The organism is Delftia sp. WSY_16, assembly GCF_043104415.1.
Taxonomy (GTDB): domain Bacteria; phylum Pseudomonadota; class Gammaproteobacteria; order Burkholderiales; family Burkholderiaceae_C; genus Comamonas; species Comamonas tsuruhatensis.
Map to the genome: position 1 here is coordinate 225,157 of NZ_JBICKS010000005.1, position 17,285 is coordinate 242,441.

Genomic DNA, 17,285 nt, shown 5'->3' on the forward strand with positions numbered 1-17,285 from the left:
GCATGGCGCACGCCTTACACCATGCGGCGGATCGGGCGCTTCTTCCAGACCAGCTTGTAGTAGGCGGTCTGCAGGCACAGCGTCAGGGTGTAGGACAGCGGAAAGGCCATCCAGATTCCCATCAGCCCGAAGCTGCGGCTCAGCCACCATGCCAGGGGCAGCTCCAGCACGGCGAGCACCGTGATGGTGATGGCCGTGGGAATGACCACATCGCCGCTGGCACGCATGATGGACGACAGGGCAATGAAGCAGCCCAGCAGCAGGCCGCTCCACAGCACGATGTACAGCAGCTCGATGGCCAGCACCAGCACCTGCTCGTCGGTGATGAACATGCCCAGCAGCGGCCGCGCGAACAGGCTGCCGATCAGGGCCAGGGCGGCGCCCAATGCCAGGTTCATGCGGATGGCCGTGGCCGTGATGGCTCCCAGGCGCTCGCTGCGTCCCGCGCCAATGGCCTGGGCTCCGAGGATGGAGGCCGTGATGGCCACCGAGATCACGGGAAACTGCGCAAACGAGTTGATCTGGTTGACCGCGCCATAGGCGGCCGTGGCGCTGGAGCCGAAGCCGTTGACCAGCGACACGACGACCAGCCCGGCCATGGACGAGGCAATCATCTGCACGCCCGTGGGAATGCCCACGCGCAGGATGCTCTTGAGCAGGGTCCGGTCAATGCGCATCGCCTTCCACAGCGCGGCATTGGGCGCCAGCGGGCTGCCGATGCGGCGCAGCCGCCAGCCCAGCCAGGCCAGGGCCAGGGTGAAGCCCAGGATCATGGACACGCCCGCGCTGGCCACGCCCAGGCGCGGCAGGCCGCCCCAGCCCGCGATCAGCGCCGGCGTGCAGGCCAGGCCCGTGCCGGTGGAGATCAGCAGGGCCAGCATGGGCGAGACCGTGTCGCCCACGCCGCGCAGCAGCGAGGTGGCCAGCAGGAACACGAACAGCCCCGGCATACCCAGCAGCACGATGCGCGAATACAGCGTGGCCTGTTCCATGATGTCGGGCGGCGTGCCCAGCAGACGCATCAGCGGCTCGGTGAACAGTCCGCCGAACAGGGCCACGACGGCGCCGAACAGCAGCCCTATGCACATGGCCGTGCCTGCGATGGCGCGCAGCTTGTCGTGCATGCGCGCACCGTAGGCCTGGCCTATCAGCACCGAGGAGCCTGCGCCCAGGCCGATCACGAAGGCGATGAAGAGAAACATCACCGGAAAAAAGGCCGCGACGGCCGCCAGGGCCTGCACGCCCAGCATCTGGCCGATGAAGACGCTGTTGATGGTGCCCGACAGCGACTGCAGGATATTGGCCAGGACCATGGGGCCCAGGAACACCAGGAAGGTGCGCCACAGCGGCTGGGTGCCGTGGGCGATGGGCGGCCCGGCGGGGCTGGATGCGGCAGGCGCAGCAGCCTGGGGCAGAGGTTCGTTAGGTTTCGTCATGTTGTGTCTGTTAATGCGACGAGAAAATGCAATGGAAGGCGGGGGCTTCAGTCCTGCGCTGGCGATGGCGGCGATGGCGGCGAGGACCAGGCAGCGCTGCTCAGTTGCTGCAGATAGCTTCGCACATCCTCGGGCCAGGTGGCGGTGTGCCTTGCAAAGGCGTCGGCCTGGTGTGCAAAGAGGGCGCGGCTGGCGTCCTCGAAATGGGGCAGGTCGCCCGCCATCTCGCTCATGAATCGGTAGGCGGCCTCGGTGGCGGCGCGCACGGCATCCTGTGCGGCATGCTTGCCACGCGCCTCGTCCACCAGTCTGCGCAGTGCGCCGGAGGCGCCGCCGGGCTGGCGGTTCAGCCATTCCCAGTGCCGTGGCAGCAATGTGACTTCGCGTGCCACCACGCCCAGCTTGGGGCGGCCCACGCTGCGCGGTGCGGCGGCTTGTCCGGGTGCGGGCGATGCGGCCAGTTCGCTGCGCCAGTCCAGGTCCAGCCGCATGCCGCTGTGGTCGTCGAAAACCCACAGCGGCGGCGCCGATCCGCTGCCTTGCGGCTGCTGTTCATGGCTTTGCAGGAACTGCAGGACGGCAGGCCTGTCCCCCTGCAGCAGGCGGCCATGGCCCTGGAAGATGGTGTAGCTGGGTGCGGGCTCGGCGCCCGCCATGCAAGAGTCGGTAGTCATGTGCTGGATATTAGCCGGGTAAAATCTGCAAGTCAATTAAACCCGGGTAAATATCTGCATGGATGCCGCGCGCCCAAAGAAAAAGCCCCTGGCAGAGACTGCCAGGGGCTTCGCAGAGGGAACTGCAAGCGTTGTTTAGACGCGCTTGCGGTACTCGCCCGTGCGGGTGTCGATTTCGATCTTGTCGCCCTGGCTCACGAACAGGGGCACGGGCACTTCAAAGCCGGTGGCGATCTTGGCGGGCTTGAGCACCTTGCCCGATGTGTCGCCCTTGACGGCGGGTTCGGTCCAGGTGATTTCGCGTTCCACGGACGTGGGCAGTTCGCAGGAGATGGCCTTGCCGTCGTAGAACACGACTTCGGCCTGCATGCCGTCTTCCAGGTAGTTGATGGCGTCGCCCATGTTGGCGGCTTCCACTTCGTACTGGTTGTATTCGGCATCCATCCAGACGTACATCGGATCGGCGAAGTAGGAGTAGGTGCACTCCTTCTTGTCCAGGATCACGTTGTCGATCTTGTCGTCGGCCTTGAACACGACTTCGGTGCCCATGTTCGACAGCAGGGCCTTGAGCTTCATGCGCACGGTGGCGGCGCCGCGGCCACCGCGAGCGTATTCGGTCTTCAGGACGATCATCGGGTCCTTGCCGTGCATGATCACGTTGCCGGCGCGGATTTCTTGAGCGATTTTCATAGCTTGCTTGGCTGAGGTTGAAGCCGCTCAACAGGGCAGGCAAGCGAAGTCGCTGGGACGGTGCGCCTGCCGCAGTTCCGCGGCGGGTGCAACCCTGGTTGGTCGATGGCGGCCGGCTGGCGGTCGCCCGCAACGGCGCCTCCAGGGAGGCAAAACGTGCATTCTAGCTTTTTTCGGTCACGAAAGCTTGCAGCTGCTCAATCAATGGGGTCTGTTGCAGCAGCCGCAGGCGCGCCGCCTGCACGCATTCCTGCCATTGCTGCAGCAGCGCAGGCGTGATTGCGGGCAGGGTGCTTGCGGGTGCCATGCCGTTCCAGGCATGGTGGAAGGCGCGCAGGCTGGCCGGCGCCTGCAGCCAGTCCAGGAAGGCGTCGAGCTTGTCGTGATGGGCGTCGTCGTGCTGGGGATAGATGTGCCAGACCAGGGGCTGGCCGGCCCACAGCGCACGTACCAGCGAATCCTCGCCGCGCACTAGGTTCAGGTCGCAGGCCCAGAGCATCTCGTCGAACTGCGGCTGGGGGCAGGGCTGCAGCGCATGCCGGGTCACCGCGCCTTGTTCCGTGGCGGGCACGCTGGTCATGGCCTGTTGCACGGCGGCGGCTGCGCGCCCCGGGGTCACCAGCAAATGCGTGGCCTGCGGCGCAGGGGGCGCTGCATGCAGCTGGTACAGCCAGTGCGGCAGGGCAGGGGGCTCGTAGCAGAACAGCGAGATGGCGCAATCGCCGGTGCCTATGCCGTGGCGTGTGCGCCAGGCCTGCCGGCCCCCGGAAGCAAAAGCCGCTTGGCGCGCGGCCAGGTCCGGCTCGCGCAGCAGGCCGCCCGTGGCGGCCGTGAAGCCCGGATAGAAGAACCAGCGCGTCAACCCCGCAGCCGGCCCCGACATCAGCGGCGAGGGCAGGCGGTGGCAGCGCTCCACATAGTCCTCTGCCGACAGGTATTCGAGGTTGATCCACAGCGGTGCGCGGCGCGCGATGGCCGCCAGAAAGGGCGGCGGAATCTCGCAGCCGAAGGCCTCGATGACCACATCGCCCACGGCCTGCGGAATGTCCTGCGCCTGCGTGGGCCAGCCGTGCACGCTGAGTCCGGCCGGGTGCGGCCGGGGCGCCATCCAGGTCAGGGCGCTGGCGTCGTCCATCCACAGTCGCACGCGCTGGCCGCGTGAGGCCAGGTCGGCCGCCGCGCGCCAGCACACGCCGATGTCGCCGAAGTTGTCTATGACCTGGCAGAAGATGTCCCAGGTCCGTGCGGCGGCCTGCTCTGGCAGAGGGTCCGGGGGGATGGGGTTGAAGGCAAGCATCGGAATCAGGGTTCGCACAGGTGTTCGACCAGCAACTGCGCCACTGGCGGCAGTGCCTCTTGCGAGCGCACGCACAACATCAGCTGGCGCTCGGCCCAGGGCTCGTCCAGCGCAAGGCAGCGCAGCGGCAGGGCGCCCAGGTACAGGCGTGCGCTGCCTTCGGGCAGGATGCCGACGCCCAGGCCCGAGGCCACCATCAGGCACAGCGCGTCATAGCCCGTGACCTTCATGCGCAGCCGCGGCTGCAGGCCCAGGTCGGCCGCGGCGCGCGTGATCTGGTGGTTGAGCGCGCTGCCGGCGTGCATGCCCACCAGGTCATGGTCCAGCACCTGGGCCAGCCGCAGCGAGCGCCGGCGCGCCAGCGCATGGCCCTGGGGGACGATGACGATGAGGCGGTCGCGCCGGTAGGGGCGCAGGCGGATCTTCTCGCCGTAGCTGCCCTGGTTGAGGATGCCGATATCGGCCTCGTTGTCGGCCACGGCGCGCGCGATGTCGCTGCTCACGCGCTCCTGCAGGCGCACGTCCACATGCGGATGCTGGTCCAGGAAACGCTGCAGCTGGGACGGCAGGAACTGCGTGATGGCCGAGATGTTGGCCATCACGCGCACATGGCCGCGCAGGCCGCTGCCGTACTCGCGCATCTGCTCGCCGATGCCGTCCAGGTCATTGAGCACGCCGCGCGCCATGTTCAGCAGTGCAAAGGCGGCGGCCGTGGGTACGCTGCCGCGGTTGCTGCGGGTGAACAGCTCCACCTGCAGCTGGCTCTCCAGCTCGGCCAGCCGCCGGCTGGCGGCCGAGGGGGCGATGTGTTCGCGTGCGGCGGCGCGGGCGATGGCGCTTTCCTCCATCACGGCCACGAACAGGCGCAGCGAGATCGGGTCGAGTTTCATGGGGTGGCGATTATCGCCCGGCCCCGCCCGGCTGGGTTCTGCCATGCCGGTTTGCGATGGCAGCGTCGCGCTTGAGCGTTTTGCGGCCGGCGCGGACGGCGGCAAGATCGGCGCCGCGGCAATGCCATCGGAGGCCGGCCGCAGGAGACAAAGAGGAAGCGCTTACCCATGACACAACAGACAAGGCAGGCCCCCACACCCGGCGCGCTCAGCGGCGTGCGCGTGGTCGAGATGGGGCAATTGATCGCCGGGCCGTTCTGCGGCAAGACGCTGGGCGAGTTCGGCGCCGACGTGGTCAAGATCGAGGCGCCGGGCGCGGGCGATCCGCTGCGCAACTGGCGCCTGATCAAGAACGGCACCTCGGTCTGGTGGCAGGTGCAGTCGCGCAACAAGCGTTCGGTGGCGCTGGACCTGCGCCAGCAGGAGGGCCAGGACATCGCCCGGCGCCTGATCGCCGAGGCCGATGTGCTGGTCGAGAACTTCCGCCCCGGCACGCTGGAAGGCTGGGGCATGTCGCCTGAAGAGCTCCATGCACTCAACCCCGGCCTGGTCATCCTGCGCATCTCGGGCTACGGCCAGACCGGCCCCTACCGCGACCTACCGGGCTTTGGCGTGATCGGCGAGGCCATGGGCGGCCTGCGCCACCTGACGGCCGAGCCGGGCCGGGTGCCGGTACGCGTGGGCGTGTCCATTGGCGACACGCTGGCCGCGCTGCATGGCGTGATCGGCGTGATGATGGCCCTGTACCACCGCAAGGTGAACGGCGGTGCCGGCCAGGTCATCGACGTGGCGCTGCATGAGGCCGTGTTCAACGTCATGGAAAGCCTGCTGCCCGAATACAGCGCCTTCGGTGCCGTGCGCGAGGCGGCGGGCAGTGCGCTGCCGGGCATTGCGCCGTCCAACGCCTATCCCTGCCAGGACGGCTGGGTGCTGGTGGCCGGCAATGGCGACTCCATCTTCAAGCGCCTGATGGCCACCATCGGCCGCCAGGACCTGGCCGACGATCCGCAACTGGCCGACAACGCGGGCCGCGTGGCGCGCATTGCCGAGATCGATGCCGTCATCGGCGGCTGGACGCGCACGCAGAGCGTGCAGGCCGTGATGGACCAGCTGGCCGCCGCACGCGTGCCGGCCGGCAAGGTCTACACCGCCAAGGACATTGCCGAGGACCCGCACTACCGCGCCCGCGACATGATCCTCAGCCAGCACACGCGCGACGGCGACGACATCGAGGTGCCGGGCATCGTGCCCAAGCTCTCGCTCACGCCGGGCACGGTGCGCACCAGCGCCCCCCATGTGGGCGACGACACCGATGCCGTGCTGGCCGAGGCCGGCCTCACGGCCCAACAGATTGCGCTGCTGCGCAGCAAGGGAGTGATCCAATGAACGCCGTCCACACCACGGATGTCTGGCAGGGCGCGGGCCGCCGCGTCTTCTTCAACGAGGTCGGCACGCGCGACGGGCTGCAGATGGAGCAGGCCTTCGTCCCCACCGAGGACAAGATCGCCCTGGTCAATGCGCTGTCGCAGGCCGGCCTGTCCAAGATCGAGGTCACGGCCTTTGTCTCGCCCACCGCCATTCCCGCGCTGCGCGACGGCGAAATCGTCATGCGTGAGATAGAGCGCCGCCCCGGCACCGTCTACACCGCCCTGGTGCCCAATGCGCGGGGCGCCGAGCGCGCCATCGAGGCGCGCACGGACGAACTCAACCTGGTCATGTCGGTCAGCGAGACCCACAACCTGTGCAACCTGCGCATGCAGCGCAGCCAGTCGTTCGCGGCGCTGGCCCAGGTCGTGGCCACGGCGCAGCAGGCGGGCGTGCCCGTCAACGTCTCGCTGTCATGCTGCTTTGGCTGCCCCATGGAGGGCGATGTGCCGCAGCAGGAAGTCTTCGGCTGGGTGCAGCGCTTTGCCGATCTGGGCGTGCAGGGCATCACGCTGTGCGACACCACGGGCATGGCCTTCCCGACCCAGGTGCGCGCCATGGTGGCCGCCTTCCGGCAGCGCTGGCCGCAGCTGGGCATGACCCTGCATTTCCACAACACGCGCGGCATGGCGCTGGCCAATGTGCTGGCCTCCATCGAGGCGGGCGGCGACCGCTTCGACGCCTCCATCGGCGGCCTGGGCGGCTGCCCCTATGCGCCGGGCGCCTCGGGCAATGCCTGCACGGAGGACATCGTCCACGCGCTGCAGCTCATGGGCTACGACACCGGCGTGGACCTGGCGCAGATCGTCGCGGCCGCGCGCAGCCTGCCCGCGCTGATCGGCCATGACACGGCCAGCCAGATCGCCAAGGCCGGCGCGCGGCTGGACCTGCACCAGCCACCGGCCGAGTTCGCAGCCATCCGCGAACGGGCTTTGGCCAAGGGCTGAGGCCGGCGCGCATTCTCATTCACAAGAACCGAGCAAACCAAGGAGACAAAGATGAAGAAGATTCAACGCAGACAGATCGCAGCCGTGGCCATGGCCATCGCAGGACTGGGCCTGGGCGGCACGGCCGCGCTGGCCCAGGGCGGCTACCCCGCCAAGACCATCACCATGATCGTGCCGGCCGCAGCCGGCGGCACCACCGACCTGGCCGCGCGCATGGCGGCCCAGGCGCTGGCGCCGGTGATCGGCCAGTCGGTGGTGGTGGACAACAAGGGCGGTGGCAACGGCTCCATCGCGGCCAGCCTGGTCAAGCGTGCCGAGGCCGATGGCTACACCCTGCTCATGCAGTACTCGGGCTATCACGTGATCTCGCCACACCTGACCAAGGCCCGCACCTGGGAGCAGGGCGACTTCCAGCCCGTGGCCAATGTGCTGTCGGCGCCGCAGATCATCGTGGTGCGGTCCGAGCTGCCCGTGAAGACGCTGGCCGAACTCGTGGCCTATGCCAAGGCCAACCCGGGCAAGCTGAACTACGCCTCTTCCGGCAACGGATCGCTGCAGCACGTGACCGGCGCCATGCTGGAGCAGCAGGCCGGCATCAAGATGGTCCACGTCCCCTACAAGGGCACGGGCCCCGCGCTGCAGGACCTGCTGGGTGGCCAGGTGGACCTGACCTTCGGCACGGCGCCGCCCTTCATGCCCCATGTGCAAAGCGGCAAGCTGCGCGTGCTGGCCGTCACCGGCACGCAGCGCCTGCCCAGCCTGCCGGATGCGCCCACCACGGCCGAGGCCGGCTACGCAGGCGTCAACGCCACCTCCTGGTTTGCTGTGTTCGCGCCCGCCGCCACGCCCAAGCCCGTGATCGACAAGCTCACGGCAGACCTCAAGAAGGTCGTGGAGAACCCGGCCTTCAAGCAAAAGGCGCAGGAGCAGGGCGCCACGGCCGACTACATGAACCCGCAGCAGCTCGGCGCCATGGTCAAGACCGACTGGGCCAACTGGGCCCAGGTGGTCAAGTCCTCGAAGATCGAGGCCGAGTAAGAGCCCGAGGGCCCGCAGGCCCGCTGCGGCGGGCCCGGGCAGCGGCCACAATAGGCGCATGTCCGAACCCCATTCCGATGAACTGCTGGCCCAGGTGGCAGCGCTGCCGGGTCTGCCCGGCGTCTACCGCTATTTCGACGCGGCAGGCGCGCTGCTGTACGTGGGCAAGGCCATCAACCTCAAGCGCCGCGTCTCCAGCTACTTCACCAAGAACCATGGCGGCACGCGCATAGGCCACATGGTGGGCAAGATCGCCCGCATGGAGACCACGGTGGTGCGCTCCGAGGCCGAGGCCCTGCTGCTCGAAAACAATCTGATCAAGACGCAGCAACCCAAGTACAACATCCTGTTCAGGGACGACAAGAGCTATCCCTATCTGAAGATCACCGGCGTGGCCGCGCGCGACGGCCGGGATGGCGAGCCGGCCCACCAGCTCTTCGCCCGCATGGCCTACTACCGCGGCGCCGTGGACAAGCGCCACCGCTACTTCGGCCCCTATCCCAATGCCTGGGCCGTCAAGGAAAGCATCCAGCTGCTGCAAAAGGTCTTCAGGCTGCGCACCTGCGAGGACACGGTCTTCGCCAACCGCTCGCGGCCCTGTCTGCTCTACCAGATCAAGCGCTGCTCCGGCCCCTGCGTGGACCTGATCTCGCCCGAAGCCTATGCGCTGGATGTGCGCAATGCCGAGGCCATGCTGCGCGGCGAGACCCAGGAACTGCTGCGCCAGCTGGAGGCCCGCATGATGGAGCACGCCGGGCGCATGGAATACGAGCAGGCCGCCGAGGTGCGCAACCAGATGACGGCACTGTCGCGCGTGCTGCACCAGCAGGTCATAGAAACCGCCGACGACCGCGACGTGGACATCCTCGCCGTGAAGGTGCAGGGCGGCCGCGCCTGCGTGAACCTGGCCATGGTGCGCGGCGGCCGCCACCTGGGCGACCGGCCGTACTTTCCCGCCAACCTGGGCGATGCCGCCTCGGTCTACGCCGGCGAGGAAGAGGCCAGTCTTGCCGAGTCCGCGCGGCCGGTCGAGGAGATCGTGCTGGAGGCCTTCATCGCCCAGCACTACACCGGCGTGGCCGTGCCGCCCGTGCTCATCGTCAGCCACCCGGTGGACAAGAAACTGCTGGCGCTGCTGAGCGAGCAAGGCGGCGTGCGCATCACCGCCGTGCAGCAGCCGCGCGAGCAGCGGCGCATCTGGCTGGAGATGGCGCAAAAGAACGCCGACATCCAGATGGCCCGCCTGCTGGCCGAAGAAGGCTCGCAGCAGGCGCGCACGCGCGCCCTGGTCGAGGCGCTGGACCTGGCCTGCGAGAACCTGGACGAACTCACCATCGAGTGCTTCGACATCTCGCACACGGCAGGCGAGGCCACGCAGGCCTCCTGCGTGGTCTTCCATCACCACAAGATGCAAAGCAGCGAATACCGGCGCTTCAACATCGAAGGCATCACCGGCGGTGACGACTATGCCGCCATGCGCCAGGTGCTGACGCGCCGCTACAGCCGCGTGGCCGAGGCGCAAAGAGAGGCGGGCGGTGCCGAGCTCACCGGCAAGCAGCCGCAACTGCCGGACCTGGTGCTGGTCGACGGTGGCAAGGGCCAGGTCAGCATGGCGCGCGAAGTCTTCGAGCAGCTGGGGCTCGATGTCTCGCGCATCGTGGGCGTGGAAAAGGGCGAGGGGCGCAAGGTCGGCCTGGAAGAACTGGTCTTTGCCGACGGGCGCGAGAAGATCTACCTGGGCTACGACTCGGCCGCGCTGATGCTGGTGGCCCAGATCCGCGACGAGGCCCACCGCTTCGCCATCACCGGCATGCGCGCGGCGCGCGCCAAGGTGCGCGTGGGCGGCGGCAAGCTCGAGGAGATTCCGGGCGTGGGCCCCAAGAAGCGCGCGCGCCTGCTGCAGCGCTTCGGCGGCGTGCGCGGCGTGTCGGAAGCCACGGTGGAAGACCTGTGCAGCGTGGACGGCATCTCGGCCGCGCTGGCTGAAGATATCTACCGTGCATTGCATTGAAACGACTGTCCCGCGGGCTGCACCGCAGGCCCGCAAACAGAACCTCAAACACCAAGGTACGTGACACAATGGCGGCCATGTTTCTCACAATCCCCACCTTGATGACCTGTACGCGGATCGTCGCGATTCCGCTGATCGTCGGGGTGTTCTATGCGCCTTTCGACGTGGCGACCCGCAACCTGGTCGCCACGGTCATGTTCATCGTCTTCGCGGCCACCGACTGGCTGGACGGCTACCTGGCGCGCAAGCTCAACCAGACATCGGCCTTCGGCGCCTTCCTCGATCCCGTGGCCGACAAGTTCCTGGTCTGCGCCTCGCTGCTGGTGCTGGTGCATCTGCAGCGCACCGATGTGTTCGTGGCCCTGATCATCATCGGCCGCGAGATCGCCATCTCGGCCCTGCGCGAATGGATGGCCCACCTGGGCGCGGGCAAGAGCGTGGCCGTGCACATGCTGGGCAAGCTCAAGACCACGGCGCAGATGGTGGCCATCCCCTTCCTGCTGTACGACGGCCGTGTGTTCGGCATGATCGACACTGGCGTCTGGGGCCAGGTGCTGATCTGGGTGGCGGCGGTGCTCACCGTCTGGTCGATGGTCTACTACCTGCAAAAAGCCCTGCCCGAGATCCGCGCGCGGGTCACGCACTGAGGGCCTTTCCGGCCGTTCCCGGGATCCTGCGCCAGACACGTCAAACTGTCTGGCGTTGCTATATTTTTGGAAGCATTTGAATCAGGCAGGGCAGCGGCTGCGGCGTCGTGGATGCGAAGCGGTGAGGCGCATTGCAGCACTGGCAAGGCCTGCGGCGGGCAAGTCCATTGTCAACCCTTGTCAATTCGTGAAGCCGCTAGCACCCGCTGCGCGCAAAAAACCGGCCGCAAAGCCAAAGCTGGCGCCAAAACCGCATAGAATCGTGCCCTGTCGTTGCGATGCACAGCGTGCATTGACACCTGGAAGGTCGATGGCTTTAATTCACCGATGCCTGCCCCGAGGCAAGCGTCGAACGGCAAGCCAGATTCCGTATCCGTCGCGCCGGGTTTCTGGTCGCGCCAAGTTGGTGGCCGCAGAGACATTCCATTCACTTATTTCTCCAGAGGCATCTTGTGAATAAAACCGAACTGATTGAGCACATCGCTAACAACGCCGACATCTCCAAGGCTGCGGCTGCTCGCGCACTGGATTCCACGATTGAGGCTGTGAAGAAAACCCTCAAAAAGGGTGGTACAGTGTCGCTCGTTGGTTTTGGTACATTCGCCGTTGGCAAGCGCGCCGCCCGCACGGGCCGCAACCCCCGCACCGGTGAGACCATCAAGATCAAGGCCGCCAAGGTTCCCAAGTTCCGTCCGGGCAAGGCATTGAAGGATGCCCTGAACTGACACCAGTCAAGGTGGGGTGCTTAGCTCAGTTGGTAGAGCGGCGCCCTTACAAGGCGTAGGTCGGCGGTTCGACCCCGTCAGCACCCACCAAGAACAAAAGGCGAACGAAAGTTCGCCTTTTCTATTTCTGCCACTGAAAGACAGACCATGTTCGAATCCATCCGCAAGCATTCCAAGTTCGTGATGATCTTGTTGTTCTTGCTGATCATTCCCTCGTTCATCTTCGTGGGGGTCAACCAGAACTACTTCACCGAATCCAGCGTGATCGTCGCGCGTGTGGATGGACATGAGATCAAACAGGCCGACTGGGAGAACGCGCACCGCATGGAAAGCGACCGCCTGCGCGCCGAGAACCCCAACGTCGACCCCAAGCTGCTGGATTCGCCGCAGGCGCGCTACGCCACGCTGGAGAAGATGGTGCGTGACCAGGTGCTGGCCGCTGCCGTGCAGAAGATGCACCTGGCCGCATCGGATGCACAGCTGGTGCGCACGCTGCAGGAGATTCCCGCGATTGCCGCGCTCAAGAAGCCGGATGGCTCGATGGATGCCGAAGCCTACCGCGCCCTGGTCGGATCGCAGGGCCTGACGCCTGAGGGCTTCGAGGCCAATCTGCGCCGCGAACTGTCCATGAACCAGGTGATGGGTGGCGTCACGGGCACGGCCTTTGCGACCGACGCCCAGGTCAAGCAGGCCATCGATGCGCTGTACCAGCGCCGCGAAGTGCAGGTGGCACGCTTCGAAGCCAGCGCCTACGCCAGCAAGGTCCAGCCCACCGAGGCCGACCTCAAGGCCTACTACGACGCCCACACCAGCCAGTTCCAGCAACTGGAGCAGGCCAAGGTGGAATACCTGCTGCTGGATGTGCCCAGCATCGAGGCCGGCATCACGCTGAGCGAAGACGATGTGCGTTCCTACTACAACCAGAACGCCGAGCGCCTGGCCGGTCCCGAGGAGCGCCGCGCCAGCCACATCCTGATCAACGCATCCAAGGATGCCCCCGCGGCAGAGCAGGAGAAAGCCAAGGCCAAGGCCGAGGAATTGCTGGCCGAGCTGCGCAAGGACCCCAAGCGCTTCGCCGAGCTGGCCAAGGCCAACTCGCAGGACGGCGGCTCCGCTGCATCGGGTGGCGACCTGGGCTACTTCGGCCGTGGTGCCATGGTCAAGCCGTTCGAGGACGCAGCCTTCGGCATGAAGGTCGGCGACATCAGCGACGTGGTGCACAGCGACTTCGGCTACCACATCATCTCGCTGGTGGACATCAAGAAGCCCAAGGCACCGAGCTTCGAGCAGATGCGTCCCAAGCTGGAGGCCGAACTCAAGCAGCAGCAGGCGCAGCGCAAGTTCGCCGAACTGGCGGAAGGCTTCTCCAACGCGGTCTACGAGCAGTCGGACAGCCTGCAGCCCGTGGCCGAGAAGTTCAAGCTCACCGTGCAAAAGGCAGACCATGTGACGCGCCAGCCCGGCCCCAACGTCAAGGGCCCCCTGGCCAATCCCCGTTTCCTGGAGGCGCTGTTCTCCAGCGATTCGCTCAACAACAAGCGCAACACCGATGCGGTGGAGCTGGGTTCCAACCAGTTGGTGGCCGGCCGCGTGGTGGAGTACACGCCTGCCCGCACGCTGCCCATGGCCGAGGTCGGCGACAAGCTGCGCACCCTGTATGTGGTGCAAAAATCCGCCGAACTGGCCAAGGCCGATGGCGAAGCCAAGCTCGCCGCATGGAAGGCCAAGCCTGACGCGGCGCAATTGCCCGCAGCCAAGGTGATCAGCCGTGACCAGCCCGAAGGCCAGTCGCGCGAAGTGGTGGACGCTGCCCTGCGTGCGCCCACGGCCCAGCTGCCTGCGTGGACGGGTGTTGACCTGGGCGCGCAAGGCTATGCCGTGGTCAAGATCAACCGCATCGTCGAGCGTCCGGCCGATGATGCGCAGGCGGCTGCCGCTCAGAAGCAGGACTTCCTGCGAAGCTCGGCCGTGGCGGAAGCTATGGCATACTACGAGCTTCTCAAGAAACAGCTCAAGGTGCAGATCAAGGTCCCGCGCCCCTGATGAGGGAAATTTCTAGAAAAACAGAAATTTCAGAAATCAAGCAGTTTTTTGGAATAGAATAGCGTTCTTCTACGGTGGCTGTAGCTCAGTTGGTAGAGTCCAGGATTGTGATTCCTGTTGTCGTGGGTTCGAGCCCCATCAGCCACCCCAAATAAAAAGATCCCCAGAGCAGAAATGCTCTGGGGATTTTTGCTTTGGGCGGCAGGGGGACTGGTTGCCCCCGAAAGCGTCCAGGGACGCCTGGCAAGGCTCCTGCCGGCTGCGGCTGCATGGAGGATGGCGGCATCCTGCCCGTTGCCCGCATCCCCGATGCGCCTTTGTTCCGGCTGCTCCCGATGCGTCACGCAACGCCTGTTCCAAAGCATTTGCCTGCTGGTTTTTGGCATATAATCGAATGCTTCAACGGTGGCTGTAGCTCAGTTGGTAGAGTCCAGGATTGTGATTCCTGTTGTCGTGGGTTCGAGCCCCATCAGCCACCCCAAACAAGAAAATCCCCAGTGCAGAAATGCACTGGGGATTTTTGCTTTGGGCGAAAACTTTTTCTTCCTCGGGCTGAAAGCAGACGGGATATTCGCATCGCCAATTGCGCTGCGGCTGGATTGCAACCGCGCATGCTGCGGTGGATTTTCAGGCGCTTGGTGCGAGGCCTGCCTCCTGACTTCGGGACCTGCCCTATCGCCACCGTGGCCATGCCATGCCATGCCATGCCCGTTGCGCGGGCCGTCCCGCCAAGCTTGCGTGCGCGGACGGCGGGCCGGGCTTGCTGGCTGGGGTGTTGCGCTTTGCGCAGGTTTTTATAAGACAAGTCCTATATTTGTCCCATAACCTGTGTCAATAGGTGTTCCAAATTGCCTTTGAATTACGATTGCAAACATCAATCAAGAGCAATGGCGCAGGACTTGCAGGCCTGTCGCATGGTTCCCCGGCAACGAGAAGCACGCTTGCATGAAAAACCCCGGTTACACGCGCAACGGCTGTCCAGGCAGCACATGGCAATGGCCCCGTGGCTTCACCCTCATCGAGATGATGGTGGTGGTGGCGCTGGTCGCGATTCTGGCCGCTCTGGCCGCTCCTTCCTTCATCGCCCAAATAGCCAACCAGCGCGTCAGCTCGGCTGCGCTCGAGTTGCAGTCGCTGCTGCAGCTGGCTCGCTCCGAAGCGGTCTACAAACGGGTGGAAAGCAGCTTCGTGGGCGCGGGGCAGACATGGTCCGCCAAGACGGGTGGGCAACTGGTGCGCGAGGCCCGGGTGCCTGATGCCGTGACCGTCTCGCCCTCCGGTGATTCTTCCCAGGGTGTCCTGTTCGAAACCACGGGGACCGCCAGGCAGTTCTCCGGCGCCAGCACGCTGTACACGCTGACCGTCACGGCTCGCCATGCCACGCGCATGCAATGCCTGAGAGTGACTCGCGCCGGGCTTGTGCGCCAGCAGCGGCTGCCTGCCGGCGGCAGTTGCTGATGCGCGTGCAACGGGTCTGCAACATGTCCATTCCTTTTCCTTCTCGCAGGCAACGCGGCGCAGGCCTTGTCGAGGTACTCGTCGCCGTGCTGCTGGTGGCCGTGGGGCTGCTGGGCGCCGTGCGCATCCATGTGCGTGCCATTGAATACACCGTGGATACCGAGCGTCGCCAGATGGCATCCATGCTGGCTTCCGAACTGCTGGAGACCCTGCGGGGGGACACGGCCACGGTCCTGGACGCGAAGGGCGCGCCCGTGGCGGAACTGGGCGGCTACCAGAAGCTGGAGGGTGCCGCGATGCCCGCGGCACCCGTGGCCTGCCAGCCTTTGCCGCAGCCGCGGGCGCAGCGCCTGGCCTGCTGGGGCGAGCGGGCCCGCAAGCTGGTGCCCGATCTCACCGAGGACCGCATCGACACCTCCTTCGCCGTGAGCGCCGATGCCGACGGCCTGGTGTCCGTGACGGTGGCCTGGCCGGTCAAGAAAGGCCAATGTCTGGATGGAAGCGACAATGAATTTTGCACATTCACGCTGCGGTCGCGGCTTTGAGCGCGGGCCGGGCGCACGGGCGTGCCGCATGCGCATGCCGTCCCAGGCGGGCCTGTCCCTGGTGGAGATTCTGGTGGCGCTGGCCATCGGCCTGTTCCTCGTGCTGATTGCCACCACCATCTACATGCAGGGGCTGTCGAGCTTCGGTTTTCGCGTGGGGCAGAGCGAGAACCTCGGCAACAGCCGGCTGGCGCTGGCCGTGCTGGACTCCGAGTTCTCCAAGGCAGGCTACAGGAGAGATCCTTCGCAGGCGATGTTCGACGCATTTCCTGCCGATTCCTCGCCCCATCCCAACGGCTGCCAGTTCGCCCAGGGACAGGCGCTCTACGCGGCTGACGCGCAGACCATCTGCCTTCGCTTCCAGCCCCGGGACGCTGCGGAAACCGACTGTGCGGGCACGCCGGCGAACCTGGGGGCCGCGGGCCCCTATGACGCTCCGGCGCCGGCGACCGGCATGTTCGCGGAGAAATACACCGTCGAAAGTGGTGTGCTGGTCTGCCGGGCCGCGCAGGAGGTTGTGCCGCTCGCCGATGGCGTGCGGGCGGTGCATTTCGAGTTCGGCATCGATCGGCAGACAGCGCCCGGCGCGATACGCAGGGTCGATGCCTTCACGGCCACGTTGCCCGGGACGCAGGAAGCCATCCGTTCCCTGCGCCTTGCCCTCTTGCTGGAAAGCTCCGGCAAGGTGACGCAGGGCATGACCTCCACCGTCTGCGAGCGTTGGGCGCAACTGGGCGGTGTCCCGGCCCGATGCGATGCGAATGCCGGCTCCCTGCTGCAACTGGCCACCGGCACGCTCACCCTGAGGAATCTGATGCCATGACCGCGCTGATCGGAGCCCGGAGCCGCCGCTGCATGTCCTGTGTCCTGCACGGGTGCCAGCGCGGCAATGCCTTGCTGGTATCCATGATCATGCTGCTGCTGGTGTTGCTGCTGGCGGTGGTCGGCATGCGCGTGGCCACGCTGGAGGCGCGCATCGCAGCCAACATGGTGGATAGCCAGCGGCTGTATGAAACCGCGGATGGCACGCTGCGAGAAGGTGAGCGCAAGCTGCTGGAGCATGCCGTCGCACTCAAGCCTTGCAATGGCGCCGGCACTCCGGTGGCCGAGAGCAGCGGCATTCCCTGCTCGGTATCCGATGTGCGTACGGACTCCATCGGGCTCGGTACGGATTTCCGGACGACCAAGGCCAAGGCGGCCGGGTTTCAGAAGCCCGATGGGTACTGGTATCCCCGATACATCACGACCGCCTGTCCCAAGTCGGGTAGTGCGACGTCCGCGCTGGATGCACCCGCCACCGGCTGCACGGACTTCTATGAGGTCAATGCCCAGGCCACGGAAAAGGAGCAGGCCCAGGCCTGCGGAGCGGATGCGCTGTGCCTGCGGTCCAGCGTCAACATGTTCATAAAGTAAGCAGGGGGAGGGAGCTTCAATGGCTCGCATTGCAAGTTGGAAAACC

At 66.1% G+C, this 17,285-nt stretch carries 16 protein-coding genes and 3 tRNA genes; 14 read left to right on the top strand and 5 right to left on the bottom strand.

Annotated elements, in window-relative coordinates; genetic code table 11:
* Window positions 1-14 precede the first annotated feature (14 nt).
* From ACF8O7_RS04230 to ACF8O7_RS04250, 5 genes are all read right to left on the bottom strand, one after another.
* A complete protein-coding gene (locus tag ACF8O7_RS04230; RefSeq protein WP_392442492.1) occupies window positions 15-1,436 on the bottom strand; it encodes an MATE family efflux transporter in 1,422 nt (473 codons plus the stop codon).
* A gap of 47 nt (window positions 1,437-1,483) precedes the next feature.
* Window positions 1,484-2,092 (bottom strand): DUF2239 family protein, encoded by a 609-nt coding sequence (locus ACF8O7_RS04235; RefSeq protein WP_016453014.1) that lies wholly within the window; start codon window positions 2,090-2,092, stop codon window positions 1,484-1,486.
* A 153-nt stretch (window positions 2,093-2,245) separates the two neighbouring features.
* The gene (gene efp / locus ACF8O7_RS04240; protein WP_016445346.1) at window positions 2,246-2,800 is read right to left on the bottom strand and encodes an elongation factor P; all 555 of its coding nucleotides are present in this window, start codon (window positions 2,798-2,800) and stop codon (window positions 2,246-2,248) included.
* Window positions 2,801-2,963: 163 nt separating this feature from the next.
* A complete protein-coding gene (earP, locus tag ACF8O7_RS04245; protein WP_392442493.1) occupies window positions 2,964-4,097 on the bottom strand; it encodes an elongation factor P maturation arginine rhamnosyltransferase EarP in 1,134 nt (377 codons plus the stop codon).
* 5 nt (window positions 4,098-4,102) lie between these two features.
* The gene (locus ACF8O7_RS04250) at window positions 4,103-4,987 is read right to left on the bottom strand and encodes a LysR family transcriptional regulator (RefSeq protein WP_392442495.1); all 885 of its coding nucleotides are present in this window, start codon (window positions 4,985-4,987) and stop codon (window positions 4,103-4,105) included.
* Between the two features lie 168 nt (window positions 4,988-5,155).
* Between ACF8O7_RS04250 and ACF8O7_RS04255 the strand changes: the two genes are divergently transcribed.
* The 14 genes from ACF8O7_RS04255 (at window position 5,156) to ACF8O7_RS04320 (ending at window position 17,239) form a co-directional block, all read left to right on the top strand.
* A complete protein-coding gene (locus ACF8O7_RS04255; RefSeq protein WP_392442498.1) occupies window positions 5,156-6,373 on the top strand; it encodes a CaiB/BaiF CoA transferase family protein in 1,218 nt (405 codons plus the stop codon).
* Window positions 6,370-7,359: a hydroxymethylglutaryl-CoA lyase gene (locus ACF8O7_RS04260; RefSeq protein WP_043789697.1), complete on the top strand. Its 990-nt coding sequence runs from the start codon at window positions 6,370-6,372 to the stop codon at window positions 7,357-7,359. The genes ACF8O7_RS04255 and ACF8O7_RS04260 overlap by 4 nt, the downstream gene beginning before the upstream one ends.
* Before the next feature lie 51 nt (window positions 7,360-7,410).
* Entirely contained in the window at window positions 7,411-8,397 is a 987-nt protein-coding gene (locus ACF8O7_RS04265; RefSeq protein ID WP_392442501.1) for a Bug family tripartite tricarboxylate transporter substrate binding protein, read from the top strand.
* A gap of 58 nt (window positions 8,398-8,455) precedes the next feature.
* Window positions 8,456-10,408 (top strand): excinuclease ABC subunit UvrC, encoded by a 1,953-nt coding sequence (uvrC, locus tag ACF8O7_RS04270; protein ID WP_312839951.1) that lies wholly within the window; start codon window positions 8,456-8,458, stop codon window positions 10,406-10,408.
* Between the two features lie 77 nt (window positions 10,409-10,485).
* Window positions 10,486-11,055 carry a CDP-diacylglycerol--glycerol-3-phosphate 3-phosphatidyltransferase gene (pgsA, locus tag ACF8O7_RS04275; RefSeq protein WP_026062576.1) on the top strand — a complete coding sequence of 190 codons (570 nt, stop codon included), beginning with the start codon at window positions 10,486-10,488 and terminating at the stop codon, window positions 11,053-11,055.
* 452 nt (window positions 11,056-11,507) lie between these two features.
* Window positions 11,508-11,780 carry an HU family DNA-binding protein gene (locus ACF8O7_RS04280; protein ID WP_012204727.1) on the top strand — a complete coding sequence of 91 codons (273 nt, stop codon included), beginning with the start codon at window positions 11,508-11,510 and terminating at the stop codon, window positions 11,778-11,780.
* A 14-nt stretch (window positions 11,781-11,794) separates the two neighbouring features.
* Window positions 11,795-11,870, top strand: a tRNA-Val gene (locus ACF8O7_RS04285).
* A 57-nt stretch (window positions 11,871-11,927) separates the two neighbouring features.
* The gene (locus tag ACF8O7_RS04290) at window positions 11,928-13,823 is read left to right on the top strand and encodes a SurA N-terminal domain-containing protein (protein WP_126312332.1); all 1,896 of its coding nucleotides are present in this window, start codon (window positions 11,928-11,930) and stop codon (window positions 13,821-13,823) included.
* A gap of 74 nt (window positions 13,824-13,897) precedes the next feature.
* Window positions 13,898-13,973, top strand: a tRNA-His gene (locus ACF8O7_RS04295).
* A 255-nt stretch (window positions 13,974-14,228) separates the two neighbouring features.
* A tRNA-His gene (locus ACF8O7_RS04300) sits at window positions 14,229-14,304 on the top strand.
* A 464-nt stretch (window positions 14,305-14,768) separates the two neighbouring features.
* Complete coding sequence (locus tag ACF8O7_RS04305; RefSeq protein ID WP_126312331.1) at window positions 14,769-15,281, top strand: GspH/FimT family pseudopilin; 513 nt, start codon at window positions 14,769-14,771, stop codon at window positions 15,279-15,281.
* Between the two features lie 23 nt (window positions 15,282-15,304).
* Window positions 15,305-15,826, top strand: a complete 522-nt coding sequence (gene pilV / locus ACF8O7_RS04310) for a type IV pilus modification protein PilV (RefSeq protein WP_227472587.1) — start codon at window positions 15,305-15,307, stop codon at window positions 15,824-15,826.
* Between the two features lie 28 nt (window positions 15,827-15,854).
* Window positions 15,855-16,649: a prepilin-type N-terminal cleavage/methylation domain-containing protein gene (locus ACF8O7_RS04315; protein ID WP_074923523.1), complete on the top strand. Its 795-nt coding sequence runs from the start codon at window positions 15,855-15,857 to the stop codon at window positions 16,647-16,649.
* Complete coding sequence (locus tag ACF8O7_RS04320; RefSeq protein WP_126312329.1) at window positions 16,646-17,239, top strand: PilX N-terminal domain-containing pilus assembly protein; 594 nt, start codon at window positions 16,646-16,648, stop codon at window positions 17,237-17,239. Before ACF8O7_RS04315 ends, ACF8O7_RS04320 begins: the two co-directional genes overlap by 4 nt.
* Window positions 17,240-17,285: the final 46 nt, after the last annotated feature.

Excerpts from the sequence above, each read along its gene's own strand:
- ACF8O7_RS04230 (WP_392442492.1), bottom strand. The coding sequence starts at position 1,436 with ATGACGAAACCTAACGAACCTCTGCCCCAGGCTGCTGCGCCTGCCGCA.
- ACF8O7_RS04235 (WP_016453014.1), bottom strand. The coding sequence starts at position 2,092 with ATGGCGGGCGCCGAGCCCGCACCCAGCTACACCATCTTCCAGGGCCAT.
- efp (WP_016445346.1), bottom strand. The coding sequence starts at position 2,800 with ATGAAAATCGCTCAAGAAATCCGCGCCGGCAACGTGATCATGCACGGC.
- earP (WP_392442493.1), bottom strand. The coding sequence starts at position 4,097 with ATGCTTGCCTTCAACCCCATCCCCCCGGACCCTCTGCCAGAGCAGGCC.
- ACF8O7_RS04250 (WP_392442495.1), bottom strand. The coding sequence starts at position 4,987 with ATGAAACTCGACCCGATCTCGCTGCGCCTGTTCGTGGCCGTGATGGAG.
- ACF8O7_RS04255 (WP_392442498.1), top strand. The coding sequence starts at position 5,156 with ATGACACAACAGACAAGGCAGGCCCCCACACCCGGCGCGCTCAGCGGC.
- ACF8O7_RS04260 (WP_043789697.1), top strand. The coding sequence starts at position 6,370 with ATGAACGCCGTCCACACCACGGATGTCTGGCAGGGCGCGGGCCGCCGC.
- ACF8O7_RS04265 (WP_392442501.1), top strand. The coding sequence starts at position 7,411 with ATGAAGAAGATTCAACGCAGACAGATCGCAGCCGTGGCCATGGCCATC.
- uvrC (WP_312839951.1), top strand. The coding sequence starts at position 8,456 with ATGTCCGAACCCCATTCCGATGAACTGCTGGCCCAGGTGGCAGCGCTG.
- pgsA (WP_026062576.1), top strand. The coding sequence starts at position 10,486 with ATGTTTCTCACAATCCCCACCTTGATGACCTGTACGCGGATCGTCGCG.
- ACF8O7_RS04290 (WP_126312332.1), top strand. The coding sequence starts at position 11,928 with ATGTTCGAATCCATCCGCAAGCATTCCAAGTTCGTGATGATCTTGTTG.
- ACF8O7_RS04305 (WP_126312331.1), top strand. The coding sequence starts at position 14,769 with ATGAAAAACCCCGGTTACACGCGCAACGGCTGTCCAGGCAGCACATGG.
- pilV (WP_227472587.1), top strand. The coding sequence starts at position 15,305 with ATGTCCATTCCTTTTCCTTCTCGCAGGCAACGCGGCGCAGGCCTTGTC.
- ACF8O7_RS04315 (WP_074923523.1), top strand. The coding sequence starts at position 15,855 with ATGCGCATGCCGTCCCAGGCGGGCCTGTCCCTGGTGGAGATTCTGGTG.
- ACF8O7_RS04320 (WP_126312329.1), top strand. The coding sequence starts at position 16,646 with ATGACCGCGCTGATCGGAGCCCGGAGCCGCCGCTGCATGTCCTGTGTC.